Here is a 24,020-nt window from a genome sequence, read left to right as displayed (position 1 = left end):
TTATTGTCAAGGGAGGTCCCCATGGGACGCGGTCAGATGCCGATCGGGCGCCGCGAGCGGGCCAAACAGGCCAAGCGCGAGCGCATCATGACCGCAGCCCGCGAGCTGTTCGCCGAACACGGCGTCAGCGGGGTCACGACGCAGCAGATCGCCCACCGGGCCGACGTCGCGATCGGCACCCTCTACCTGTATGCGTCCACCAAGGCCGAGTTGCTGATCATGGTGCAGAACGAGAAGTTCGCCGCCGCCGTCGACGTCGGCCTCGCCGCCGCGAAAGCCACCGCCGGGCAGGGCGTACTGGAGCCGGTCGTCGCTCTCATCCGTCCCGTGGTGGAGTGCCTGAGGGAACACATCGAGAACGGCCGCACCTACCTGCACGAACTCGTCTTCGGCGACCCGGCCGAGCCCTACCGGCAAGCGGGCCTGGCCCTTGCCGGCCGCCTTGAGGACGGCATCACCGGCCTGCTCACCCGCGACGAGGACATCAGTGCCGCCGACGCGGCAGTGCTGGCGCGGGTGATCACCGCGATCATCCACGTCAGCACCACCGCCACCGGCTACCTGGACCGCAGCGACGAAGTCGTCCTCGCCGACATCCACGACCAGATCCACGCCACCCTGGCGCCACATCATCGCGCCGCACGGGTGATTCCGAGGTTCCTCTGAGTTTACTTTCCTATACTCAGCGAGTAGCGTCATGGCCACCACACCGACCCGGCTGCGGGTAACCCCCACCCGGCACCCGTCTGAGTAGGAGCACCACCATGGGAGTAAGCCCCGAGGCACACGAGTTCGCGGAGTTCCTGGCGGGCGTGAGCGCCAAGTCGGCCACACCCGGCCTCGACCTGGCCGTCATCCGCGACATCGTCGACTCGAACCACAAGGCGTCGACCGAGCCGGAAGGCGTCACCTACGCCGAGGTGGACGCGGGCGGCGTCCCCGCCCTGTGGGCCATCCCCGAAGGAGCCGACCCCGACCGGGCGCTGCTCCACTTCCACTTCGGCGGATCCGTCACCGCTTCGATGCACTCGGACCGCAAGGCGGCCGGCCACATCGCGAAGGCGGCCGGAGCCCGCTCCCTCGTCGTGGACTTCCGCCTGGCGCCCGAGCACCCCTATCCCGCCCAGCTCGACGACGCCGAGACGGCCTACCGCTGGCTGCTCTCGCGGGGCTACGAGCCGCGGAACATCGGCAGCACCGGTCACTCGATCGGCGGTACCCTCGCGGTGATGCTGCCGCTGCGTCTGCTCGCGAAGGGCGAGGCGACGCCGGGCGCGATCGTCAGCGTCTCGCCGTGGACCGACCTCACCCTCCAGAACGCGTCGGTGGACGAGAACGAGGACAACGACAAGATGCTCAGCCGGGGCACGCTGGAACTCTTCCGCGGAGCATGGCTGCAGGACCCCGCCGTGGACTTCACCTCACCCGGGATCAGCATCGCGAACGCCGACCTCACCGGTCTGCCGCCCACGACCGTCCACTACGGCGAGTACGAGACCCTCGCCGACGACGGCGCCGAGCTCGGCCGCCGGCTCGCGGACTTCAAGGTCACCTCCGAGGTCCACCCGATGCCCGAGGGACAGCACTCGTTCGTCCTGGGCGCGGGGCGGGTACCCGAGGTGGACCAGGCCATCCAGCAGATGGGCCAGTGGCTGCGTGAGCACCTCGGCGCGTGAGCAGCAGCCGCGCTGACGGCTCGACCGTACCGGCCGGCATGCGGTACGTGTGTCCGACACCGTTTCGCACGCGGTCCCACCACCGTCCCTCGATGCCACAAAGGAGTGCGCGATGGGAACGTACGAGGATGTCTTCCGCGCCAGTACCGAGGACCCGGAGAGCTTCTGGCTGAAGGCGGCCGAGGGCATCGACTGGGATGTCACCCCGCAACGTGCCCTGGATTCCTCGGGCGCACCGTTCTACCGCTGGTTTCCCGACGGGCGGCTCAACGTCTGTTTCAACGCGCTCGACCGGCACGTCGAAGCCGGCCGTGGCGAACAACCCGCGCTCGTCTACGACTCCCCCGTGACCGACACCCGCCGCACCTACACCTACGCGCAGCTGAGGGGCGAGGTGGCGGCCTTCGCGGGAGCGCTCGCGCAGCTCGGCGTGGGGCACGGCGACCGCGTGGTGATCTACATGCCGATGGTCCCCGAGGCCGCCATCGCGATGCTGGCCTGCGCACGGATCGGCGCGGTCCACTCGGTCGTCTTCGGCGGGTTCGCCCCGCGCGAACTCGCCCTCCGTATCGACGACGCGGCCCCCAAGGTGGTCGTCTCCGCCTCCTGCGGCATCGAGGGCAAGCGCGTCATCGCGTACAAGCCGCTGCTCGACCAGGCGATCGACCTCGCGGCCCACAAACCGGAGAAGAGTGTGATCCTGCAACGTCCGCAGGAACGGGCCGAGTTGGGGTCCGACGATCTCGACTGGGCCGACCTGGTCGCCGCCGCGCCGCAGGCCGACTGCGTTCCCGTCGCCGCCACTGACCCCCTGTACATCCTTTACACGTCAGGAACGACCGGAAAACCCAAGGGAGTCGTCCGTGATTGCGGCGGCTACGCGGTCGCCCTGCACTGGTCGATGGGCGCCGTCTACGACGTGGGCGCGGGCGAGACGATGTTCACCGGCTCCGACGTCGGCTGGGTCGTCGGCCACTCCTACATCGTCTACGGGCCCCTGCTGGCCGGCGCGACGACGGTCCTGTACGAGGGCAAGCCGGTCGGCACTCCGGACGCGAGCCAGTTCTGGCGGGTGGCCGCCGAGTACCGGGTCAAGACCATGTTCACGGCACCCACCGCCTTCCGGGCGATCAGGAAGGAGGACCCGAAGGGAGCGCTCACCGCCGGCCACGACCTCTCCCACCTGCGCTACCTCTTCCTCGCCGGCGAGCGTCTCGACCCCGAGACCTATCACTGGGCGAGCGCGCTCCTGGGCGTCCCGGTGGTCGACCACTGGTGGCAGACCGAGACCGGCTGGCCCATCGTCGCCAACCCGGTGGGCATCGAAGCCGCCCCCATCAAGCCCGGCTCCCCCAGCCGCCCCCTGCCTGGCTGGGACGTCCGCGTCCTCGACGCCTCGGGCGAGCCCGTACCCGCGGGCGTCGACGGCGCGATCGTCGTCAAACTCCCCCTGCCGCCCGGCGCACTGCCCACCCTCTGGAACGACGACAACCGCTACATCGCCTCCTACCTGTCCGGCTACGACGGCTACTACCTCACCGGTGACAGCGGCCACCTCGACGACGACGGCTATGTCTTCGTCATGGGCCGCACCGACGACGTCATCAACGTCGCCGGACACCGGCTGTCCACCGGCAGCATGGAAGAGGCCCTGGCCGCCCACCCCGACGTCGCCGAATGCGCCGTCATCGGCGTCGCCGACGAACTCAAGGGACAGGTACCGCGCGGCTTGGTCGTCCTCAAGGCAGGCACCGGCCGCGAACCGGGCGAGGTCGAGGCCGAACTCGTCCAGCTCGTACGCGAGCGCATCGGAGCCGTGGCCTCCCTCAAGGACGTCACGGTCGTGGCCGCCCTGCCCAAGACCCGGTCGGGCAAGATCCTGCGCAAGACCATGCGCGGCATCGCCGACGGCCGCGACGAACCCATCCCGTCCACGGTGGACGACCCCGGCGTCATCGAAACCCTGCGCCCGGTCCTCCGCCGCGCCCGTCACACCCCGTGAGCGGCTGACTGCGCCCTGGCCGAGGGTCAGGCGCGGCGGCCGTAGGTGTGTGGGTCGACAGGCTGCCGGGCCTCGGCGAGCCCGCTGACGACGAGACGGTCACGAACCAGGGCAAACTCGCCATCGACGCGATGAACTACTGGTGGGAGGTCGACGGCATCCGCCCGGACCTCACCGACCCGCGCACCTCGTCGAGCGAGTTCGTGCAGGAATTCCTGTCCGGCGCCCGCGTGGTCAAGGCCTTCAACCATATGGGCTACCACGACCTCGAGAACGGGGCCCGGCCCGCCGGAATCCGTGGCCGCAAAGCCATCGCCATCGCAGGTGACGACCCCCGAGGACCTCATCACCGTCTCACGCCTCGTCGACGACCTCGGCTTCGCCCCTGTCGTCGCGGGCCCGCTGGCCTCGGGGGTACGGCTGGAGCCGGGCACCGAAGCTTTCGGTGCCAACGTCGACGCCGATGAACTGCGCGCGATGCTGCATCGCTTCCCGGAGTCGGAGCGCGGCACGCCGACACCGCGCACCGGACGCCACTAACGCCGTACCGCATGGTTCACCGGCATGCCGGGTGGTCAGTCGTCAGGGCCCGGTCACCTGCTGCCGCGTGGGGACAATGCCTCCCGTGACTTCAGAGATGGCCCGCCCGAGATGGTGGTACGCGCTTCGAGGCTTCGCTGTCTTCGTCGTGGCCGGTGGGCTCGGCTCCCTCCGCTACGTGGCGACGACCCATCGTCCGGGCGGGATGCCGTGGGGCGGGTTGCTGTTCGGGGCGATCGTGTGCGCGACGATCAGCGCCCTGTTCCCAGGGCGGCGACGCTGAGTCTGGTTGCCCGCTCGAACGAAGCCCTCAAGATGCGGCGAAGTGGACGTCCTCCCGCGAGCGTTGGCGTTGTGCCCGCAGAGGTAGGCGTGCAGGGCCCGGGTCTCCGCAGCGGCCGGAAACGCGACTCGCGCCGCCGAGCAGCTCCCGTCGTACAACGCGAGGTCAGCCTCCCGATTGGTAATTGACAGGGTACGTACGTACCTCTTAACGTACCCACATCACAGCACGCCGTCGGCTCGACGAGGAGCACCGATGCAGCACATATACGACATAGACGTACGGTTGCCCATCATCGACCGCAAGGGCCAGCAGTGAGCGCCGCCGACCGGGTCACCGAACTGACCGCGACCTTCGCGGCACCCTCCCTCAATGTGGCCGGGCTGCTGTGCGACCGGCATCCCGCCGACCGCGTCGCGTTCACCGTCGTCGACGCCGCCGGTGAGACTTCCGCACTGTCCTACGGAGAGCTCGCCGCGGACTCCCACCGCTGTGCGCGGGCGCTACACGGGCTTGGCGTCGGTCCGGGTGACAGGGTGGCGACCTTGATGGGCAAGGGCACCGACCTGGTTACCGTCATCCTCGCGATCTGGCGGCTCGGCGCGGTCTACGTCCCGCTGTTCACCGCGTTCGCACCCCAGGCCATCGCCCTGCGCCTGGAAGGCTCCGGTGCGCGAGTGGTGGTCGTCGACCCGGACCAGCGCCACAAACTCGACCCGGGCCCCGACATGCCGGACGACCCCCAGCGCCGCCTCGTCGTCACCGGAAGCGGCGCACAGCACGGCGACGCGTCGCTGGCCGACCTCATGGCGGCCGCGTCCCCGGAACCGGTGCCCGCCGTCACCGCCGGCGGGGACGGACCGCTGGTGCACATGTTCACCTCCGGCACCACCGGCAAGCCCAAGGGCGTCATCCACCCCGTCTCCTACATCACCGGATGGCAGATCTACCTGGAGTACGGCCTCGGTGTCACCCAGGACAGCAGCTACTGGTGCGCCGCCGACCCCGGCTGGGCCTACGGCCTGTACGCGGCCATCGTCGCCCCGATGGCCGCCGGAATCACCAGCCTGCTGCTGTCCGGCGGGTTCTCCCCGGAGACGACCTGGCGCACCCTCGTCGACCACCAGGTCACCGACTTCACCGCCGCCCCGACCGTGTACCGGGGACTGCGCTCCTCGCCGGTGCCCGTGCCGCAGAAGCTGCGGCTGGAACGGGCGTCCAGCGCGGGCGAGCCACTGACCCCCGAGGTCAACGAGTGGGCCGCCTCCGCGCTCGGCCTGGCCGTGCACGACCACTTCGGCCAGACCGAAGTCGGCATGCCCCTGGCCAACCACCACCATCCCGAACTCGCCCGCCCCCTCAAGACCGGCTCGATGGGCCGGCCGCTGCCCGGCTGGAGCCTCACCGTCCTGGCCGACGAGAAGGACGAGCCCGCCGGACCGGGCGTGCTCGGGCGGGTCGCGATCGACGTCGCCGAAAGCCCCCTGATGACCTTCAGCGGCTACCAGGTCCCCGGGCAGGCCGGCGCGAAATTCACCGCCGACGGCCGCTGGTACCTCACGGGCGACGCCGGGCGCATCGACGCGGACGGCGACTTCTTCTTCTCCTCCCGCGACGACGACGTCATCATCATGGCCGGCTACCGGATCGGCCCGTTCGAGATCGAGAGCGTCCTCGCCCAGCACCCCGCCGTCGCCGAGTGCAGCGTCATCGGCGCACCCGACGACGTCCGCGGCGAGGTCATCGAGGCCTACGTCGTCCCGCGTGACGGAAGCGACGCCTCGCCGGAACTGGCCACCGAACTCCAGCTGCTGGTCAAGACCCGCTACGCCGCCCACGCCTACCCGCGCACCATCCACTTCATCGACGCCCTGCCCAAAACCCCCAGCGGCAAGACCCAGCGCTACCTGCTGCGCAGCCGCCGACGCACCGAACTGGCCACCCCGGAGTCCCGTTGACCGACACCGCACCTCTCCTCGTCGAACAACGCGGCCCCGTCCGGTGGCTGTTGCTCAACCGCCCCGAGCGGCGCAACGCCCTCGACGTCACCCTCGTGGAAGCCCTGGACAAGCAGATCACCAGCGCCGAGGCCGACCCCGGCACAGCGGTCATCGCCGTGGCGGGCAACGGGCCGAGCTTCTGTGCCGGCGGGGACTTCCACCAGTTCCTTCAGCTGCACGAGCGGGGCGAGAACCCGGTCGGCTTCCTCGCCGACGTGTCGGCCTGCTTCAGCCGCATCGCGGCCAGCCCGAAGCCCTGGGTCGCCGTGCTCCACGGTCACGCCGTCGCCGGGGGCCTCGAACTCGCGCTGGCCTGCGATGTCGTCGTCGCCGCCGACACGACGCTCATCGGCGACGGCCACGTCATGCGGCGGCTGGTACCGGCCAGCGGGTCGAGCGTCCGGCTTCCCGGTGCGGTCGGACGCGGACTGTCGCGCTGGCTCCTGCTCACCGGCGAACTGCTGCCCGCGACCGCCTTCGCGCACACCGGCTGGATCCGGGCGATCGTGCCCGCAGCCGACCTAGACGCCACCGCCACCCGCATCTGCCGGCAACTGGCCGACCGAAGCAGCCCGGCCCAGCAACGGCTCAAGACGCTGCTGCACCTGATCGACGGCACCGCCCCTGAGCACGCCCTGCGCGAGGAACTGGCCACCTTCGCCGACAACTGGTCGGCGAGCTCGGTGGCCGACGCCCTGCGTGCCTTCCTCGCCCTCCGGACCACGAAAGCAGACACCAAGTGAACCGCTACCACGGACGCGTCGTCGCCATCACGGGGGCCGCACAAGGTCTCGGCCTCGCCATGGCGACCCGGTTCGCCGCCGAGGGCGCCACCGTCGCGCTGGCCGACGTCAACGAACAGGCGCTCACCGGTGCCGCCCGGACCATCGCCGACGCCCACGACGCACAACACCGTACCGACGTGGTGGACGTGACCGACTCCGCCCAGGTCAACGACTGGATCACTGGCGTCACCGCCGATCTCGGCCGCCTCGACGTGCTGGTCAACAACGCCGGCATCATCCGCGACAACCGCGTCGAGGACATCACCGACGACGACTGGCACGCGGTCATCGACGTCAGCCTCACCGGCGGCTTCCACTGTGCGCGCGCGGCGTTCGGCCCCATGAAACGCCAGGGCTACGGACGCATCGTCAGCTTCTCGTCCATGTCATGGCGCGGGAACTTCGGCCAGACCAACTACGTGGCGGCCAAGGCCGGCATCGTCGGTATGACCCGCACCCTCGCGCTGGAGGGCGCCCGCCACGGCATCACCGCCAACGCCATCGCTCCCGGCCTGATCGAGACCCCCATGCTCGCCTCCATGAACGGCCCGGCACGCGACAAACTCACGAACAAGATCCCGATGCGCCACACCGGCAGGCCCGAGGACATCGCCGAAGCCGCGGCCTTCCTCGCCGGCGAGGCGGCCGGCTACATCACCGGCATCGTCCTCGACGTGGACGGCGGCATCTCCATCGGATCCTCCATCCGATGACGCCGTTTCGAGGGTGGGCGTGCTACCGCCGTACCCGCGGCATCCCCAGACCGATCCACGAGATGATCTCCCGCTGGATCTCGTTGTTGCCCCCGCCGAAGGTGAAGATCACCGCCGAGCGGTAGCCACGCTCCAGCTCGCCGTGGAGGACCGCGCCCGCGGAGCCCTCCTTCAGCGCGCCGGCCGCCGCGACGATCTCCATGAGCCACGCGTAGGCGTCCCGGCGGGCCTCGGAGCCGTAGACCTTGACCGCGGAGGCGTCCTGCGGGGTGAGCGTGCCGTCCTCCACCGCGCCCACCATCCGCCAGTTCAGGAGCTTGAGCGCGTCGAGGCGGGTGTGGGTCTGGGCGAGACGGCGGCGCACCCACGGCAGGTCGATCACGCGGCGGCCGTCGGCGAGCTTGGTCTCCATGGCCCAGCGCTGCACGTTCTGCAGGGCGCGGATCGCCATGGTGCCGTGGGCGGCGAGGGTGACCCGCTCGTGGTTGAGCTGGTTGGTGATCAGCCGCCAGCCCTGGTTCTCCTCGCCGACCCGGTGCGAGACGGGGACGCGGACGTTCTCGTAGTAGCTGGCCGTGGTGTCGTGCGAGGCGAGGGTGTTGATGACGGTGCAGGAGTAGCCGGGGTCGGTGGTCGGCATCAGGAGCATGGTGATGCCCTTGTGCGGCGGGGCGTCCGGGTCGGTGCGCACGGCGAGCCAGACCCAGTCGGCGGTGTCGCCGTTGGTGGTCCAGATCTTGTGCCCGTTGACGACGTACTCGTCGCCGTCCCGCACCGCGCGCGTCTTCAGGGCGGCCAGGTCGGTGCCCGCGCCTGGCTCGCTGTAGCCGATCGCGAAGTCGATCTCCCCGGACAGGATGCGCGGCAGGAACCAGGACTTCTGCTCCTCGGTGCCGTACCGCATGATCGTCGGCCCGACGGTGTTGAGGGCCATCAGCGGCAGCGGTACGCCGGCCTGGGCGGCCTCGTCGAAGAAGATGAACTGTTCCATGGCGGTCAGGCCGCGGCCGCCGTATTCCTTGGGCCAGCCGACGCCGAGCCAGCCGTCCGTTCCGAGGCGCCGGATGGTGTCACGGTAGAAGCGCTTCTGGGCGTCGCGGTCGGTGAAACGGGCGTGCGCGTTGTCCGGGACGAGCTCGGCGAAGTAGGTGCGCAGTTCGGTGCGCAGCCGCTGCTGCTCGGGTGTGTGGTCGAGATGCACGGCGCCTCCAGGGCTCCCCTGAACCGGTCCTGACGGCGCACACCGTAGAACGTGTTCCAGAAATTGGGAACGGCCAGGAGGGGTCCGTCGGGCGCGGGCGGGCGTCCCGGGCGCGGAAGAGGCTTTTTCAGACGAGGGTCGCCATGAAGTCCGTGCACGCCTGGGCGCACTCACGGCACGCCTTGGCGGCGTCCTCGGCGCCGGCATGCCGGTCGAGGACCTGCGCGCACTCCAGGCAGACCGACCGGCACCATTCCAGTTGGACGCGGATACCGGCCTCGTCGAGATGGTTGTCCTCGGACAGCACACGGCAGGTGGCGTCGCACACCTCGGCGCACATGATGCCCTTGCGTCGCAGTAGTTCCTGCTCCTCGGTCCCGTCCGGATCGACCAGGCTCGCACGCAGCGCACAGGCCCGCGCGCACTCGGTGCACGCCTGGGCGCACGCGAAGCGGTCCTCCAGGAACCGGAAGAGCTCCTGCTGGGAAGTCGAAGTCGTCACACGGTGCGGGTAGCCGCCGTCCGAGCAGCCAAACCCGGTGTTCCCGGGGTTTCCTCCGTCCGGAGGACGAGCCGGTTCGCCCGGGGTGCCAGGGGTACCCGCGTGGCATGAACCAAGCCCTGAACACCGAATGGATGGACATGGCTGCGGGCCGGGGCGCCCTTGCGGCCGGAGTGATCGCGGCGGGTGTGGTGGTCGTGGCGGTGCTGATCGGCGCCTTCTGGCTGGGCGCCCGCGTCAAGCGCCGCGAGTCGCCGCCGCCCACCCCGGAGGAACAGCCGAGGATGCCGGAGGGCGGGCCGGTCCGTGAGGTCAGGGAGAACCGGGAGCCCGACGAGGTGCCCAGGAGCGACACCCGGTTGACCCCGCACGAGCTGCCGGGCCACGGCAACAGTCCGACCCGGACGGGCCCGGCAGGAGAACGGCCTCGTTGGAACGAGGGCAGCAGCGGCTCGTTCGGCAGTGGCGGGCCGGGGCGCGGCTGACCTCTACGGCCGTATCGCGCGGCCGACCTTTCCGGAAGGGGCCGCCCGGCTCACTCACTCACTCGCCGAGCCGGGCGGCCGTCTCCAGCAGCAGTGCGTGGACGAAGGCCTGCGGGAGGTTGCCGCGCAGCTGGCGCTGGGCGATGTCGAACTCCTCGGCGTACAGGCCGGACGCGCCGCAGGCGCCGCGGTTGCGTTCGAACCAGCGGAACGCCTCGGCGGTCCGGCCCTGCTGGTGTTCGGCGAGCGCCATGACGAACCCGCACAGCACGAACGCGCCCTCAGCCTCTTCCAGCGGGCGCTCGTCGTGGCGGAAGCGGTAAAGGAAGTGGTCCTCGGCCAGCTCGCGGCGGCACGCGGCGAGGGTGGCCCGGGTGCGCGGGTCGGCGGCGGCCAGGGCACCGCGCACGCCGGGCAGCAGCAGGGCGGCGTCCACCGACGGGTCGTCGGGGGTGCGCTGCCAATGGCCGTCGGGATGGAGGCAGGTCCGCTCGACGGCGTCGAGGAGGGTGTCGGCCAGGGCGGTGCAGGTGGCGGCGAGGGGACGGCGGGGCGCTGCGGCGGCCACGGCCCGTAGACCGGCGACGCAGATGAGCCTGCTGTGGGTCCAGAGCCGGTCGCTCAACTCCCAGATACCCGCGTCAGGTTGGCGCCAGCGGTCGGCGATGGCCCGCACGGCGATCTCGACGGCCTTCCAGTGGCCCTCGTCGAGACGCCCGTGGCGTTCGGCGGCGGCGAGCAGCAGCAGGGCCTCGCCGAAGCAGTCGAGCTGGAACTGCTCACCGACCTGGTTGCCGACGCGGTCGAAGCCGCCGGGATAGCCGGGCAGGTCGAGTTCGCGCTGGGCGGGGACCGGGTCGCCGTGCACGGTGTAGGCGGGCACGAGGCGGGAGCCGTCCGCGTGCAGGCGTGCGGTGACGAAGCCGACGGCGGCGTCGAGGAGGTCGTGGGCTCCTACGGCGGCAGCGGCCTGTCCGGCGTAGCTCTCGTCGCGGATCCACACGTACCGGTAGTCGTAGTTGCGCCCCTCCTCGGCGCGCTCCGGCAGGCTGGTCGTCGCCGCCGCGACCATGCCCCCGCCCTGCGTGGTGAGGCCGCGCAGGACGGCGTACGCCCGCCGCGCGTCGCGGGGTGCGACGGTGTCGTCGAGCGCGGGGACCGTCTCGTGCCAGGCCGCTTCGGTCGCCGCCCAGGCCTGCTCCGGCTTCGGAAGGTCGGCCGGCGGTGGCGATACGGCGCACTCCAGGACCAGTTCGTGCCGCTCGCCGGGCTCCAGCTCGAGGTCGGCCGTGAGGCCTCGCTCCCCGGCGACGGCCTGTGGGGCGCCCTGCCAGCGCAATCGGTGGCTGCCGGTGCGCAGCTCCCACACTCCGTCGCCGCTGCGGCGGGCGGACTCGACCGCTGTTGTGCCGTATCCGCTGTGCGGGTCGAGGACCACGGAGAGGCGGGCCGGCCCGTCGACCGCGCGCAGCTGCCGCAGCAGGACGAGCCGGTCCGGGTCGCCGGGGAAGGCCAGCGCCTCACGGCATTCGACGATGCCCTCGTCGGTGACCCAGCGGCTGCGCCAGATGAGCGTGCCCTCTTCGTAGTAGCCACCGAAGAACGTACCGGCCGGTGGGAGTGACGGCGTACACGCCCCGCCCCCGACCAGGTCGCTGAAGACGGCCTCGTCCTGCCAGGTCGGCGCACACAGCCACCCGATGGCGCCGTCGGGCCCGATGACCGCCCCGCGCTCTCCGTCGGCCGGCAGCGCGTAGTCGTGCAGCGCATGGGGCGGGAAGCGGGTGCTCATGGGCTACGGGTACCCAAGGGGTGGGGCGGTCAACGGTGGTGGCGGAGGGCGGAGTGGGTCGTGGGGCCGGCCCCCACGACCCACCCCGGCTGTCACACCTCGACCACCTTGACGGACGCCGCACCTGCCGCCTCACCCGACGCGGCGACCTGCGTGTGCCCTGCCCCCGCGCTCCGGGGCCGGCGCAGCAGAACGACGGCCACCAGCGCGGCCAGCAGCGTGAGCGACCCCGCGACCGTCAGGCACAGCCGCAGCCCGTCCAGGAAGGCCTCCCCCAGGGCGCCCATGACACGCCCCGTGTCCGCGCCGAGGTCGAGCCCGGCCACCGCGCCCAATCCCCCTTGGTCGGCCGCGGTCGCGATCCGCTGCCCCGCCGCCCCGGTCATCCCGGCGTCGGCGAGGTGGGCCGGGAAGCTGTCGAGCGCCCGAGTGGTCAGCAGCGCCCCGAGGACGGCGGGGCCGAGCGCGCCGCCGAGCTGGCGGAAGGCGTTGTTGCCCGCCGCGGCCATACCCGCCAGGTGGTGCGGCACGGAGGCCACGGCCGTCGCGGTCATCGGCGTCATGACGGCACCCATTCCCAGCCCCAGCGGCGCCAGCCGCCAGGCCAGGGAGACGAAAGAGGTGTCCGCGCCGGCACCGGTCAGCGAGAACAGCGAGGCGGAGACGACGACCAGACCGCCCGTGATCAGCACACGTGCGGAGACCCGGTGCATGAGGCGCCCGACGGGCCCGCCGACCAGGATGGCGCAGGCGGTCACCACCAGCATCCGCCAGCCCGCCTGCAGGGTGTCGAGTTGCTGCACCATCCCGAAGTACAGGCTGAGCAGGAAGAAGAAGCCGATCAGCGCGAGAAAGGCGATCATCGCGACGAGCGTGGTGGCGGTGAAGGCCGGGCTGCGGAACAGCGCGAGGTCGAGCATCGGACTGTCGCTGCGCCGCTCGGCGAACACGAACGCGACACCGGCCACGACGGTCACCGCGAGCGCCGTCAGCACCTGCGGGGCGGTGAAGGAGTCGGCGCCGCCCTCGATGACGCCGTAGACCAGGGCGGTGACCGCCACCGTGGCGGAGATCTGGCCGGGCCAGTCCAGCCGCCGCTCGTAGGGCGCGCGCGAGTCGGTCAGCAGCCGTGCCGCGAAGACGGTCGCGAGCAGCGAGACGGGGATCGCCAGCAGGTAGATCCAGCGCCAGGCGACGTGGTCGAGGATCACCCCGGCGACGATCGGTCCGACGGCCAGCGCCGCCATGAGCGAGGTGGCCCACAGGCCGATGAACTTTCCGCGCTCCCGGTGGTCGGGCACCGCGTGACTGATCAGCGCCAGCGTGGTGGGCAGCAGCGTGGCCGCGCCGAGTCCGGCGAGGGCCTGCCCGATCCACAACACCTGCACCGACTGGGCGCAGAGAGCCAGGGCGGCACCGGCCGCGGAGAACAGCAGCCCGGCCTGGAACACCTTCTTGCGCCCGTGGACGTCACCGACGACCCCTGCTGTCAGGATGAACGCGGCCATGGGCAGGACGAACGCGTCCTGGACCCACGACAGTTGGGCGGTCGTCGCGCCGAGCGCCGACTGGATGGCGGGCAGGCTCACGGCGACCGTGGTGACCGGCAGATAGGCGACGAAGGCGCCGAGGCAGGCCATGACGAGCGTGGCCGCCCGCCGGTCCGCCGACCCGTTTGCCGGAGTCGTGACATTCACGGGGAACTCTCCTCTACGGCGACGCGCGCCGCGGTCGTTCAGTGATGGGCTGGCGCCAGCATCAGTGACAGCGAGCCGGATCCCCAACGCCACAGCCATAAGCGAAGACAAACATCCACCCACACCCCTCGTGGTGCCAGACTTCCCTCATGCCCGACGAGATCGACAGAAAAATCCTCCGCGCCCTGCGGTACTCCCCCCGCGCCTCCTTCCGGCTCATCGGCGAGGTCGCCGGAGTCTCGGAGCAGACCGCCGCCCGCCGCTACCAGGCCCTGCGGCGCGAGGGCTTGATGCGGGTGGTCGGCCTGATCAACCCGGAGGCGCACGGCCAGGCCCGCTGGATCACCCGCATCCGCTGCCGTCCCGACCGTGTCACCCCGCTCGCGGACGCCCTCACCCGCCGGCCCGACATCGCCTACGTCGGTCTCGCCTCGGGTGGCTCCGAGATCATCTGCATGATCCACTCACCGGTGGACGCTCCTCGCGACGACATCCTGCTCCGGCAGTTGCCCAAGGCAGCCTCTGTGCTGGACGTCAGCATCGACCTGCTGATCCACCCCTTCGGCATGGCCGGCACCTCCGAATGGTCCGGATACGGCGGCCATCTCAGCCCCGACGAGGTGGCCCGGCTCACCGCCGACCGGCCGCCCGCGCCCACCGCCGGCACCCTCCAGCCACCCACCGCCGAGGACACCCCGCTCCTCGAAGCCCTCGCCGAGGACGGCCGTACCACCCACACCCGGCTCGCCGAACTCACCGGGTGGTCGAAGGCGCGCGTCGCCCGCCGGCTCGACGCCCTGGAGTCCTCGGGTGCCCTCTCCTACGAGGTCGACCTGCTCCCCGAGCGTCTGGGCCACCACCTCAACGCCACTCTCTGGTTGCGGGTGGCCCCCGCCCATCTCCATCGTGTCGGCGAGGAGTTGGCCGGACACGACGAGGTGGCCTTCGCCGGCGCCATGAGCGGCGACCACAACATCATGGTCGTCGCCAACTGCCGTGACGCGGAGGACTTCTACCGCTACCTCACGACACGCGTGGCGGCCGTCCCCGGCATCGACGCCTACAGCGTCAGCATCCGCGTCCGCCGCCTCAAACAGGCCGCGTCCGTCATCGCCCACGGCAGGCTGGTCCCTCCGGGCCCGGCGTGAAGACACGCCGAAGGTCAGCGCGCCAACTGCTCTTCGGATCGCAGGCGTTGACCCGCCCCTGGAGCAACAGCAGAATGAGCCCGCCACTTTGAGAGCGCTCTCACGACTCGCTCGCACCTCCCGAGGAGACCCATGACCGGCCGCCCCCGCCCACCCCTCAGCCGCCGTACGCTCATCGGGACAGGTCTCGGTGTCGCGGTCCTCACCGCGGCCGGCACCGGCACGGCCCGCGCCGCGCAACCCGCCTCCGCGGCCCCCGCGCCACGGCGTGCGCAGGCCTTCCTCGCCGCCGCCATGGACGCCTACCCGGACCACGGCACGATCCGGCTCACCCAGAGCTACACCGACCAGGCGGGACTGTTCAGCACGGCGTTCACGTACGACAACGCCCTCGCGATCCTGGCCCATCTCGCCTGCCCCGCGGGCGAGTCGCGGGCCGTGGCGCTCGGTGACGCGCTGCTGTACGCCCAGGCCCACGACCCCGTGTACGACGACGGGCGACTGCGGCAGGCGTACAACGTCGGGCCGTACACCTTCTACGACGGCTCCCCGCAGCCGGACGGGTTCGTCAAAGCGGACGGCACGGCCAACGTCGGTACGCAGTTCGGCTTCACCGGGACCGCCGTGGGCGACATGGCGTGGGCCGGTATCGCGCTCAGCGCGCTCGCCGGGCGGACCGGTGAGCGGCGCTTCCTCACCGGCGCGGTGCGGATCGGTGAGTGGATCGAGCGGGTGGGGCGGACCGACGAGCCGCTGGGCGGCTACAAGTTCGGGGTCGACGGGGCGAACCAGAAACTGCCGTTCAGCTCGACCGAGCACAACACCGACCTGGTCGGCCTGTTCGGGCGGCTCGCCCGGCTGACCGGGGACAAGGTCTGGCGGGAGCGCCGTGCGCGGGCCAGAGCGTTCGTCGAGAAGATGTGGGAGCCGTCGGAGGGCTTCTTCTACACGGGCAGCAACGACGGTGTGACGATCAACAAGTCCCCGATCCCGGAGGACACCCAGACCTGGACCCACCTCGCTTTCGCCTCTCCGGCCCACTCCCGCTCCCTCGACTGGGCGGCGACCGAGCTCGCCGTGCTGGATACGGCCGACCGCGCCAACAGCACGGTCCCCTCTGGTCAGTCCTACGAGGGCGTCACCTTCAGCTCCGCGAGCCTGCTGGCGAACGAGAGTGCCCCCATCGCCGACGGCCAGCCCAGGCCGGACCGCAACGGCGTCTGGTTCGAGGGCACCGCCCACCTCGCGCTCGCCCTGCGCCACCGGTGCCACTCCGGCGACGAGAAGCGCGCCCGCCGCCTGCTCGGCTCGATCGAGCGCGCCCAGGACCTCCTCGGCGACGCCCAGACCGTCGGCGGCACGGCTCTCCCCGCCCGTTCCGGGGTCGTCTCGGCGAGCAGCCCTCTCGACACCGGTTTCGGGTTCGGCTACTACCCCTACCGGCACACCGGCGCCACCGCCTGGTACCTCCTGGCCGCGGCGCGCGCCAATCCGCTGCGGGCCTGAATCCCCGCTCGGTCACCACGGGTTCGGCCGGCGGCGCGCGTCCTTGAGTCCGGCGTCGCGCCGCTTGAACTCGCGCTGTCGGCGATCTTTGCTGCCCCATTGCTCTGACATGACCGGATAACTGCTGATCCATGACCGGACAGCGGCATACCCGCACGCATGATGGTCGGCGTAGGTAAGGCGTGCCTTCGCTAACCAGCGACGACGGCGGCCGAGGTCAACTGTCAGGAAGGGTCGCCGCAGCCATGTGGGACGACGCGTTTCCGAGCTTCCTCATCGGGCTGAGGGAGGGTCTCGAGGCCGGGCTCATCGTCTCCGTTCTCATCGCCACGTTGGTGCGGTCCGGTGCCCGGTCCCGGCTGCCGCAGGTATGGACAGGCGTCCTGGCCGCGATCTCGCTCGCGCTGAGTTTCGGCGCGGTGCTGACCTTCACCGCCGCGTCCCTGTCCGCGACCGCCCAGGAGGCGTTCGGCGGCGCGCTGAGCGTGGTGGCCGTCGGATTCGTCACCGCGATGGTGTTCTGGATGCGCCGCTCGGCGCGCACCTTCTCCCGCGAGATCCGGGAGAAGGTCACCGGAGCGCTGGGCATGGGCGCGGGCATGCTGATCGTCACCTCGTTCCTGGCGGTGGGCCGCGAGGGCCTGGAGACCGCGCTGTTCCTGTGGACGACGGCCCGCGCGGCCGGCGAGTCCGCGGGCCCGCTGACCGGTGCCGGGATCGGCCTGATCCTCGCGGCGGGCCTGTGCTGGGGGCTGTACCGCCGCGTCCTGCACATCAACCTGACGAAGTTCTTCACCGCCACCGGCGCCGTCCTCATCGTGATCGCGGCCGGCGTACTCGGATACGGGCTGCGCGACCTCCAGGAGGGCAAGGTGCTGCCCGGCGGGACGTCGTACGCCGTCGATCTCGGCGGCAGCGTGGACGCGGGGGCCTGGTACAGCACCCTCGTGCAGGGCGTCTTCAACCTGACGCCGACCATGACCTGGCTGCAGGTGACCGGGTACGCCGGCTATCTCGCGGTCGTGATGACGCTCTTCCTGCGCGGCGCCTCGACCCGGACGGCGGAGCCCACCCCGAAGGCTCGGAAGACGAGGCCCGCCGGTCCGGCGCCCGCCCGCCGCCGCCCCGCCTGGGTGGCCCCCGTCGCGGTCGTCGCCGCACCCGCCGTACTGGCGGGAGCAGCCGTCGCCCTCGGTGGCTCCCGGCCCGCCGGCGCCCAGACCGTGGCCGTGTCGGCGACGGACTGCGGCAAGGGCTTCACCGCGCCGAAACCCGGGCGGCGGACCTTCCAGATGCGCAACACCGGTGACAAGACCTCCGAGGTGTACCTCATCGACCCGGGCACCGGCGCGGTCTACGGCGAGGTCGAGGGCCTCGCTCCCGGCACCACCCGTGACCTGGTGGCTACCGTCGCGGGCGGCACGTACGCCTGGCGCTGTGTCCCCAGTAGCGGCAAGGCGGTCACCTCCCGCGCGGTCCGGGTCACGGGTGGCGGTGGGACCACCGCGGTCGTGCCCGTCTCCGCACACGACCTCGCCGCGCCGCTCACGTCGTACAAGGCATACGTCGATCGGGGCCTGGCCACCCTGGTCGCCCGAACCCGCCGGCTCAGCTACGACATCGCGGCCGGCCATCTCCGTGCGGCCCGCACCGACTGGCTGACCGCGCAGCGCACCTACGCCTCGCTCGGCGCCGCCTACGGCACGTTCCAGGACTACGACCAGAAGATCGACGGACGGCCCGACGGCCTTCCCGGCGGAGTGCGCGACAAGGACTTCACCGGCTTCCACCGGATCGAGTACGGCCTGTGGCACGGTCAGACCGCGAGCGAGCTGACCGCGCCCGCACAGCAACTCGCCGTCGACGCCGCCGGATTGCGCAAAGCCTTCCCCACCCAGGACTTCGACCCCGGCGACCTGCCCCTGCGCGCCCACGAGATCCTGGAGAACACCCTCCAGTTCGAACTCACCGGCGACGCCGACCAGGGCAGCGGCACCGAACTCGCCACCGCCGACGCCAACCTCACCGGCACCCGCGAACTCCTCACCGTCCTGCGGCCGTTGCTGACCACCCGGGCTCCGCACCTGCTCCCCACCGTCGACGCGGACCTCGCCCGGCTGCAGAGGCTCCTCGACTCCGCGCGCCACGGCGGGAGTTGGACCCCGGTCGACCGTCTCGACGCGACCGCGCGAGCGCGGCTGAACGGGGCCACAGGGCAGCTCCTGGAGGACCTCTCGCCGGTGCCGGACCTGCTGGAGATCAGGAAGTCCGCGTGAAGACCCACGACCACGAACGCCCCGAAGGGAACCACCCCATGCCGTCCACCGAAGCATCAGGCTGTCCCTCGGGTGCCGGCCGCCGCTCCTTCGTGAGGACGGCCCTCGGTGCCTCGGCCGCGGGCGCGGCACTGGCCGGCGGCGGCTTCGCCCTGAGCGCGAGCGGCGGCACGGCCGAGGCACAGGCCGCGGACACCCCCGGCACCGCGAAAGTGCCCTTCCACGGCGCCCACCAGGCGGGCATCCTCACCCCGGCACCGGCCGCGGCCAGCTTCGCCTCCTTCGACGTCATCACCGACGACCGCGCACAACTGGCCGACCTGCTGAAGACGTTGACGACGCGCGCCCGCTTCCTCACCTCCGGCGGCACCCCCGCCGACCTCGGCGTCGGCGCCCCGCCCTCCGACAACGGCATCCTCGGCCCGGACGTCCCCGCCGACGCCCTCACCGTCACCGTGGGTGTCGGAGCCTCGCTCTTCGACGACCGCTACGGCCTCGCGAAGGCGAAGCCGCTCCGGCTCACCCCGATGCGGACCTTCCCCAACGACAACCTGGACCCGGCCGCCTGCCACGGCGACCTGTCCCTGCAACTCTGCGCCGCCCGCCAGGACACGGTGCTGCACGCGCTGCGCGACATCGCCAAGCACACCCGTGGCGCGATGCAGATCAAGTGGCGCGTCGACGGCTTCCAGAACGTCCCCCGCCCCAGCGGCGCCCAGCGCAACCTCCTCGGCTTCAAGGACGGCATCGCCAACCCGGAGGTGACCTCGGCCCGTGAGATGAACCGGCTCGTGTGGGTCGGGGCCGGGCAGGGCGAGCCGGCCTGGGCGACCGGCGGCTCCTACCAGGTCATCCGTGTCATCCGGATGCTCGTCGAGTTCTGGGACCGGGTCTCGCTGTCCGAGCAGGAGCTGATGTTCGGCCGCCGCAAGGACACCGGCGCCCCGCTCGACGGATCCAAGGAGACCGACGTCCCGCGCTATGCCAACGATCCGCACGGCACCGCGATCCCCCTGGACGCCCACATCCGCCTCGCCAACCCGCGCACCAGCAGGACCGACAACTCCCGCATCCTGCGCCGGGGTTACAACTACGACCGCGGGATCGACGACGTCGGCAACCTGGACATGGGCCTGGTGTTCTGCTCCTACCAGCAGGACGTACAGCGCCAGTTCGAGGCCACCCAGACCCGTCTGATCGACGAACCCCTCGTCGACTACATCTCCCCGACCGGCGGCGGCTACTTCTTCGCCCTGCCCGGTGTCCGCGACTCCACCGACTGGCTGGGCCGGGAACTGCTCACGCCGTGAGGTGCCGCTCGGCCGGGCGCATGCGGAGACGGCATCGTGCCGCGAGAATCGAGGGGGAGGGCCCGGGGGTACGACTGGGCGGGGGTTACTGGCCACACTGGTTCTGAACTGTTAGAACGCAGACGACGAGCCCATCTGCCATCCTGACCCGGAGGAACTCATGAAGATGCTGATCAACGTCCCGGAAACCGTGGTCGCGGACGCCCTGCGCGGTATGGCGGCCGCCCATCCCGAGTTGACCGTGGATGTCGAGAACCGTGTGATCGTACGGCGGGACGCTCCCGTCGCCGGGCAGGTCGCCCTGATCTCCGGTGGCGGCTCGGGGCACGAGCCGCTGCACGGCGGTTTTGTCGGACCCGGCATGCTGTCCGCGGCCTGCCCGGGCGAGGTGTTCACGTCCCCGGTCCCGGACCAGATGGTGCGGGCGGCGGCCGCCGTGGACAGCGGGGCCGGTGTGCTGTTCATCGTGAAGAACTACACGGGGGACGTGCTGAACTTCGACATGGCGGCCGAACTCGCCGAGGACGAGGGCATTCAGGTGGCGAAGGTCCTGGTCAACGATGATGTGGCGGTCACCGACAGCCTCTACACGGCCGGTCGGCGGGGCACCGGCGCCACGCTGTTCGTGGAGAAGATCGCGGGCGCCGCGGCAGCGGAGGGACAGCCATTGGAGCGGGTGCAGGCGATCGCCCAGCAGGTCAACGAGAACTCCCGGAGTTTCGGCGTCGCGCTGAGCGCCTGCGCCACGCCCGCCAAGGGCAGCCCCACCTTCGATCTGCCGGCCGGCGAGCTGGAGCTGGGGGTCGGCATCCACGGCGAGCCCGGCCGGGAGCGGCGGGCGATGATGACCTCGCGGGAGATCGCCGACTTCTCGGTGCACGCGATCCTGGACGACATGAGCCCGCGCAATCCCGTCCTCGTCCTGGTCAACGGCATGGGAGCCACCCCGCTCCTGGAGCTGTACGGCTTCAACGCCGAGGTGCAGCGGGTGCTCGCCGACCGTGGGGTCGCCGTCGCCCGCACCCTGGTCGGCAACTACGTCACCTCGCTCGACATGGCCGGTGCCTCGGTCACCCTGTGCCAGGTGGACGAGGAGCTGCTGCGGCTGTGGGACGCGCCGGTCAAGACACCGGGGCTGCGCTGGGGAGTGTGAGCAAGCGATCACAAACCGACCACGCAAGGAGATCCAGTGCTCGACGCCGACTTCTTCCGCCGTTGGATGACGGTGACCGCCACCTCCGTCGAACGCGAGGCGGAACACCTCACCGCCCTCGACTCCCCCATCGGGGACGCCGACCACGGCAGCAACCTTCTGCGCGGGTTCACCGCGGTGGCCGCGACCCTGGACAAGGAGGCCCCGGACACCCCGGGGGCGGTCCTCACCCTCGCCGGACGGCAGCTCATCTCGACGGTCGGTGGCGCTTCGGGACCGCTGTACGGGACCCTGCTGCGACGGACCGGCAAGGCACTCGGCGACGCCGGCGAGGTCGGTGAGGAACAGCTCGCCGAGGCGCTGCGGGCGGGGGTGGAGGCGGTCATGACACTGGGCGGGGCCGCGCCGGGCGACAAGACCATGATCGACACGCTGGTGCCGGCCGTCGACGCGCTCGGTACCGGCTTCGCCGCGGCCCGGACGGCCGCCGAGCAGGGAGCCCTGGCCACCACGCCGTTGCAGGCCCGAAAGGGGAGGGCGAGTTATCTGGGCGAGCGCAGCATCGGACACCAGGATCCGGGCGCGACCTCGGCCGCCCTCTTGATCGCCGCGCTCGCGGAGGCCGCAGGTGAGTGATGGAAAGCTGGTCGGAATCGTGCTGGTGTCGCACAGCGCGGAGGTCGCCGCGTCCGTCGCGGAGCTGGCGAAGGGGCTCGCGGGCGGTGGCGCGGAGGTGCCCGTTGCCGCGGCCGGGGGCACCGAGGGCGGCGGGCTCGGTACGAGTGCGGAGCTGATCGCCGGCGCCGCCGCGGCCGTGGACCGGGGAGCCGGGATCGCCGTTCTGGCCGACCTCGGCAGCGCGGTGCTCACGGTCAAGGCGCTGCTGGCGGAGGGCGACGAGCTCCCGGACGGCACCCACCTGGTGGACGCTCCGTTCGTCGAGGGGGCGGTGGCCGCGGTCGTCACGGCGGCGACGGGAGCGGACCTCGCGGCGGTGGAGGCGGCCGCCGCGGAGGCGTACAGCTACCGGAAGGTGTGACAGCCCCTGTCCGACCCCTCCCGCCGCGACGGCGAGGGCCGAGCGCAGGGTCTCCACCAGCTCGGTCTCCGCCGTCGCACGCTCGGTGCCCGTGTCGGCGGGGAGTCGGGCGCGGTCGGCCAGGGCGCGGGTCGCACCGAGCCGGGCCTGCGCGTCGTCTGGCTGGTGAGGCGCACCAGGTCGCCCGCTCTCTCCTTGCTGGGAAAGTAACGTGATCACGCGTCCGTGCACCAGTCGTAGGGTGGCGACAGCGCAGGGCGGAGCGCCCGTGCGGGACCGGGCACTGACCGACGGGAGCACCCCATGGGCGGGGAATTCGAGGGACGCGGCGTCATCGTCACCGGAGCGGGTTCGGGCATCGGGCGCGCGACAGCCCTGGCCTTCGCCGCACGGGGCGCCCGGGTCCTGGTCGCGGACCTCAACGCCGTGGCCGCGGAGACGGTCGTCAAGGAGATCGGCGAGGCGGGCGGCACCGCGGTCGCCGTCACGGGCGACCTCAGCGAGCAGACCGTGGTGGACCAGGTGACGCGAACCGCCGTGGAGCGGTTCGGCGGCGTGGACGTCCTGGTGAACAACGCCGGGATCATGGACCGGATGTCGGCGCTCGCGGATGTGAGCGACGCGGAGTGGGAGCGGGTCATCCGGGTCAACCTGACCGCGCCCTTCCTGCTCACCCGGGCCGTGCTCCCGCACATGCTGGCGGCGGGCAGGGGCGCGATCGTGAACACCGCCTCCGAGGCGGGCCTGCGCGGCAGCACGGCGGGCGCCGCCTACACCGCCTCGAAGCACGGCGTGGTGGGTCTGACGAAGAACCTCGCGGTGATGTACCGCAAGCAGGGGATCCGTGCGAACGCCATCGCACCGGGCGGTACCGCGACCTCCATCGTCGTGGACGCCGACCAGGAGGCCCACGGCCCGGCGGCGCTCGGCCCGCACTTCGTCAATGCCGGCCGCTTGGCCGAGCCCGAGGAGCAGGCCGCCGCGATCGTGTTCCTCGCCTCGGACGCGGCGAGCAACATCAACGGCGTGGTCCTGCCCGTGGACGACGGCTGGTCGGCGGTCTGACGGATTCGACGCGCGTCATTTCGCCCCTACGAACAGTCTCGCCAGCCGCTCCCCCGTCGCGACGGCGGCGGCATGATCCTCGATCGGCTTCACCTGCGCGTCCTTGAAGACGATGTAGGTGACGCCGGAGGGCGCTCCGCCGCCGTGCGGATCGGCACGGATCCCGAGGGCCTTCGCGGTGGCGTAGGACGCCTCGCCGATGATGTGGTCCGGGCCCACGTCCCCGACGACGGCGTACTGCACCCGGTCCCCGTACACGACGGCCGCGACCGCGCCGCCGCGCACCCCGTGCTCGCGGTAGTCCCAGATCCCGCTCGCGGCCGGCACCACGATGTACGGCAGGGTTTCGGCGCTCAGGTAGCGGCCGTCGGACTGCTGATAGGCGGTGGCGTCGGAGAACTGCGGGTCGGTGCGACGGTTGCAGTGGCTGCCGGGCCGGCCGTCGCAGTCGATGTCCATGTCGGCCTTCCAGAAGACGGCCTGACGGGTGCCGCAGACCGGGATGGTCGCGGCCGAGCCGTCGTCACTGCGGTAGCGGCCGCGTGAGACGGGGGCGCACTCCCGCACCCTGGCCAGCAGGTCGGCGGCCTCGACGCTACCCTCGCGCCGCACCGCCGGCTCCGTCCGGACGGCGGCGAACTCCGTGGTGGGGGACGTCGTCGGGGCGAGCAGAGCGGCACTTGCCGCGGCCAGCGTCAGCGACTGGACACGCACGATAAGGGACCCTCTCCTTGGAGGCATCGACGAGCACTCCGCCCAATCTGATGCCGTCTCAGCGATGCGGCCACCGTAGGGGTCCGGACGGGGCAGGACCGGGAGCCCGAGCTCTCGACGAACCCGGGCCTCC

At 71.4% G+C, this 24,020-nt stretch carries 22 protein-coding genes; 17 read left to right on the top strand and 5 right to left on the bottom strand.

Annotation, left to right across the window (positions count from 1 at the left end):
- The first annotated feature begins 21 nt into the window (after positions 1–21).
- The 8 genes from AQJ46_RS31440 (at position 22) to AQJ46_RS31405 (ending at position 7,999) form a co-directional block, all read left to right on the top strand.
- A complete protein-coding gene (locus AQJ46_RS31440; RefSeq protein WP_059208774.1) occupies positions 22–666 on the top strand; it encodes a TetR/AcrR family transcriptional regulator in 645 nt (214 codons plus the stop codon).
- Between the two features lie 98 nt (positions 667–764).
- Complete coding sequence (locus tag AQJ46_RS31435; protein WP_059208773.1) at positions 765–1,676, top strand: alpha/beta hydrolase; 912 nt, start codon at positions 765–767, stop codon at positions 1,674–1,676.
- 112 nt (positions 1,677–1,788) lie between these two features.
- Positions 1,789–3,678 (top strand): propionyl-CoA synthetase, encoded by a 1,890-nt coding sequence (locus AQJ46_RS31430; protein ID WP_059208772.1) that lies wholly within the window; start codon positions 1,789–1,791, stop codon positions 3,676–3,678.
- Between the two features lie 324 nt (positions 3,679–4,002).
- A complete protein-coding gene (locus AQJ46_RS57405) occupies positions 4,003–4,218 on the top strand; it encodes a hypothetical protein (protein WP_225887431.1) in 216 nt (71 codons plus the stop codon).
- An 85-nt stretch (positions 4,219–4,303) separates the two neighbouring features.
- Positions 4,304–4,501 carry a hypothetical protein gene (locus AQJ46_RS31420; RefSeq protein WP_159064077.1) on the top strand — a complete coding sequence of 66 codons (198 nt, stop codon included), beginning with the start codon at positions 4,304–4,306 and terminating at the stop codon, positions 4,499–4,501.
- A gap of 314 nt (positions 4,502–4,815) precedes the next feature.
- The gene (locus AQJ46_RS31415) at positions 4,816–6,459 is read left to right on the top strand and encodes an AMP-binding protein (protein ID WP_059208770.1); all 1,644 of its coding nucleotides are present in this window, start codon (positions 4,816–4,818) and stop codon (positions 6,457–6,459) included.
- Entirely contained in the window at positions 6,456–7,244 is a 789-nt protein-coding gene (locus tag AQJ46_RS31410) for an enoyl-CoA hydratase/isomerase family protein (protein WP_059208769.1), read from the top strand. The genes AQJ46_RS31415 and AQJ46_RS31410 overlap by 4 nt, the downstream gene beginning before the upstream one ends.
- Positions 7,241–7,999: an SDR family oxidoreductase gene (locus AQJ46_RS31405; protein WP_059208768.1), complete on the top strand. Its 759-nt coding sequence runs from the start codon at positions 7,241–7,243 to the stop codon at positions 7,997–7,999. The genes AQJ46_RS31410 and AQJ46_RS31405 overlap by 4 nt, the downstream gene beginning before the upstream one ends.
- Before the next feature lie 22 nt (positions 8,000–8,021).
- Here AQJ46_RS31405 and AQJ46_RS31400 read toward each other — a convergent pair whose 3' ends face one another.
- Positions 8,022–9,200 (bottom strand): acyl-CoA dehydrogenase family protein, encoded by a 1,179-nt coding sequence (locus AQJ46_RS31400; RefSeq protein ID WP_057617646.1) that lies wholly within the window; start codon positions 9,198–9,200, stop codon positions 8,022–8,024.
- A 127-nt stretch (positions 9,201–9,327) separates the two neighbouring features.
- Positions 9,328–9,702, bottom strand: a complete 375-nt coding sequence (locus AQJ46_RS31395) for a ferredoxin (RefSeq protein ID WP_059208767.1) — start codon at positions 9,700–9,702, stop codon at positions 9,328–9,330.
- A gap of 107 nt (positions 9,703–9,809) precedes the next feature.
- Between AQJ46_RS31395 and AQJ46_RS31390 the strand changes: the two genes are divergently transcribed.
- Complete coding sequence (locus tag AQJ46_RS31390; protein ID WP_059208766.1) at positions 9,810–10,187, top strand: DUF6479 family protein; 378 nt, start codon at positions 9,810–9,812, stop codon at positions 10,185–10,187.
- A gap of 58 nt (positions 10,188–10,245) precedes the next feature.
- Here AQJ46_RS31390 and AQJ46_RS31385 read toward each other — a convergent pair whose 3' ends face one another.
- Positions 10,246–11,979, bottom strand: coding sequence for a glycoside hydrolase family 15 protein (locus tag AQJ46_RS31385; RefSeq protein WP_059208765.1), 1,734 nt, complete (start codon positions 11,977–11,979; stop codon positions 10,246–10,248).
- A 92-nt stretch (positions 11,980–12,071) separates the two neighbouring features.
- Positions 12,072–13,676: a DHA2 family efflux MFS transporter permease subunit gene (locus AQJ46_RS31380; RefSeq protein ID WP_059208764.1), complete on the bottom strand. Its 1,605-nt coding sequence runs from the start codon at positions 13,674–13,676 to the stop codon at positions 12,072–12,074.
- Between the two features lie 149 nt (positions 13,677–13,825).
- On the opposite strand from AQJ46_RS31380, the gene AQJ46_RS31375 reads away from it, so the two are divergent.
- The 8 genes from AQJ46_RS31375 (at position 13,826) to AQJ46_RS31340 (ending at position 23,173) form a co-directional block, all read left to right on the top strand.
- On the top strand, positions 13,826–14,824 hold the full coding sequence (locus tag AQJ46_RS31375) for an Lrp/AsnC family transcriptional regulator (RefSeq protein WP_059208763.1): 999 nt from the start codon (positions 13,826–13,828) through the stop codon (positions 14,822–14,824).
- Between the two features lie 132 nt (positions 14,825–14,956).
- Positions 14,957–16,330 carry a hypothetical protein gene (locus AQJ46_RS31370; RefSeq protein WP_059208762.1) on the top strand — a complete coding sequence of 458 codons (1,374 nt, stop codon included), beginning with the start codon at positions 14,957–14,959 and terminating at the stop codon, positions 16,328–16,330.
- 245 nt (positions 16,331–16,575) lie between these two features.
- Positions 16,576–18,606 carry an iron uptake transporter permease EfeU gene (gene efeU, locus AQJ46_RS31365; RefSeq protein WP_059208761.1) on the top strand — a complete coding sequence of 677 codons (2,031 nt, stop codon included), beginning with the start codon at positions 16,576–16,578 and terminating at the stop codon, positions 18,604–18,606.
- Positions 18,607–18,644: 38 nt separating this feature from the next.
- Complete coding sequence (gene efeB, locus AQJ46_RS31360; RefSeq protein ID WP_059208952.1) at positions 18,645–19,916, top strand: iron uptake transporter deferrochelatase/peroxidase subunit; 1,272 nt, start codon at positions 18,645–18,647, stop codon at positions 19,914–19,916.
- A gap of 160 nt (positions 19,917–20,076) precedes the next feature.
- Positions 20,077–21,069 (top strand): dihydroxyacetone kinase subunit DhaK, encoded by a 993-nt coding sequence (gene dhaK, locus AQJ46_RS31355; RefSeq protein WP_059208760.1) that lies wholly within the window; start codon positions 20,077–20,079, stop codon positions 21,067–21,069.
- A gap of 36 nt (positions 21,070–21,105) precedes the next feature.
- Positions 21,106–21,705, top strand: a complete 600-nt coding sequence (dhaL, locus tag AQJ46_RS31350; protein WP_059208759.1) for a dihydroxyacetone kinase subunit DhaL — start codon at positions 21,106–21,108, stop codon at positions 21,703–21,705.
- Positions 21,698–22,108 carry a PTS-dependent dihydroxyacetone kinase phosphotransferase subunit DhaM gene (locus AQJ46_RS31345; protein ID WP_059208758.1) on the top strand — a complete coding sequence of 137 codons (411 nt, stop codon included), beginning with the start codon at positions 21,698–21,700 and terminating at the stop codon, positions 22,106–22,108. The genes dhaL and AQJ46_RS31345 overlap by 8 nt, the downstream gene beginning before the upstream one ends.
- 303 nt (positions 22,109–22,411) lie before the next feature.
- Positions 22,412–23,173 (top strand): SDR family NAD(P)-dependent oxidoreductase, encoded by a 762-nt coding sequence (locus AQJ46_RS31340; protein ID WP_059208757.1) that lies wholly within the window; start codon positions 22,412–22,414, stop codon positions 23,171–23,173.
- 15 nt (positions 23,174–23,188) lie between these two features.
- Here the strand turns inward: AQJ46_RS31340 and AQJ46_RS31335 are convergent, their stop codons facing one another.
- Complete coding sequence (locus AQJ46_RS31335) at positions 23,189–23,887, bottom strand: glycoside hydrolase family 75 protein (RefSeq protein WP_059208756.1); 699 nt, start codon at positions 23,885–23,887, stop codon at positions 23,189–23,191.
- Positions 23,888–24,020 lie beyond the last annotated feature (133 nt).

It is taken from the genome of Streptomyces canus, assembly GCF_001514145.1.
Taxonomy (GTDB): Bacteria; Actinomycetota; Actinomycetes; order Streptomycetales; family Streptomycetaceae; genus Streptomyces; species Streptomyces canus.
The sequence above is the reverse complement of the archived record's forward strand: the minus strand, read 5'-3'. Positions and strand labels throughout refer to the sequence as shown.

Coding starts and splice junctions, on each gene's coding strand:
- AQJ46_RS31375 (WP_059208763.1), top strand. CDS start 13,826: ATGCCCGACGAGATCGACAGAAAAATCCTCCGCGCCCTGCGGTACTCC.
- AQJ46_RS31385 (WP_059208765.1), bottom strand. CDS start 11,979: ATGAGCACCCGCTTCCCGCCCCATGCGCTGCACGACTACGCGCTGCCG.
- AQJ46_RS31430 (WP_059208772.1), top strand. CDS start 1,789: ATGGGAACGTACGAGGATGTCTTCCGCGCCAGTACCGAGGACCCGGAG.
- dhaK (WP_059208760.1), top strand. CDS start 20,077: ATGAAGATGCTGATCAACGTCCCGGAAACCGTGGTCGCGGACGCCCTG.
- AQJ46_RS31390 (WP_059208766.1), top strand. CDS start 9,810: ATGAACCAAGCCCTGAACACCGAATGGATGGACATGGCTGCGGGCCGG.
- AQJ46_RS31370 (WP_059208762.1), top strand. CDS start 14,957: ATGACCGGCCGCCCCCGCCCACCCCTCAGCCGCCGTACGCTCATCGGG.
- AQJ46_RS31340 (WP_059208757.1), top strand. CDS start 22,412: ATGGGCGGGGAATTCGAGGGACGCGGCGTCATCGTCACCGGAGCGGGT.
- AQJ46_RS31435 (WP_059208773.1), top strand. CDS start 765: ATGGGAGTAAGCCCCGAGGCACACGAGTTCGCGGAGTTCCTGGCGGGC.
- efeB (WP_059208952.1), top strand. CDS start 18,645: ATGCCGTCCACCGAAGCATCAGGCTGTCCCTCGGGTGCCGGCCGCCGC.
- efeU (WP_059208761.1), top strand. CDS start 16,576: ATGTGGGACGACGCGTTTCCGAGCTTCCTCATCGGGCTGAGGGAGGGT.
- AQJ46_RS31440 (WP_059208774.1), top strand. CDS start 22: ATGGGACGCGGTCAGATGCCGATCGGGCGCCGCGAGCGGGCCAAACAG.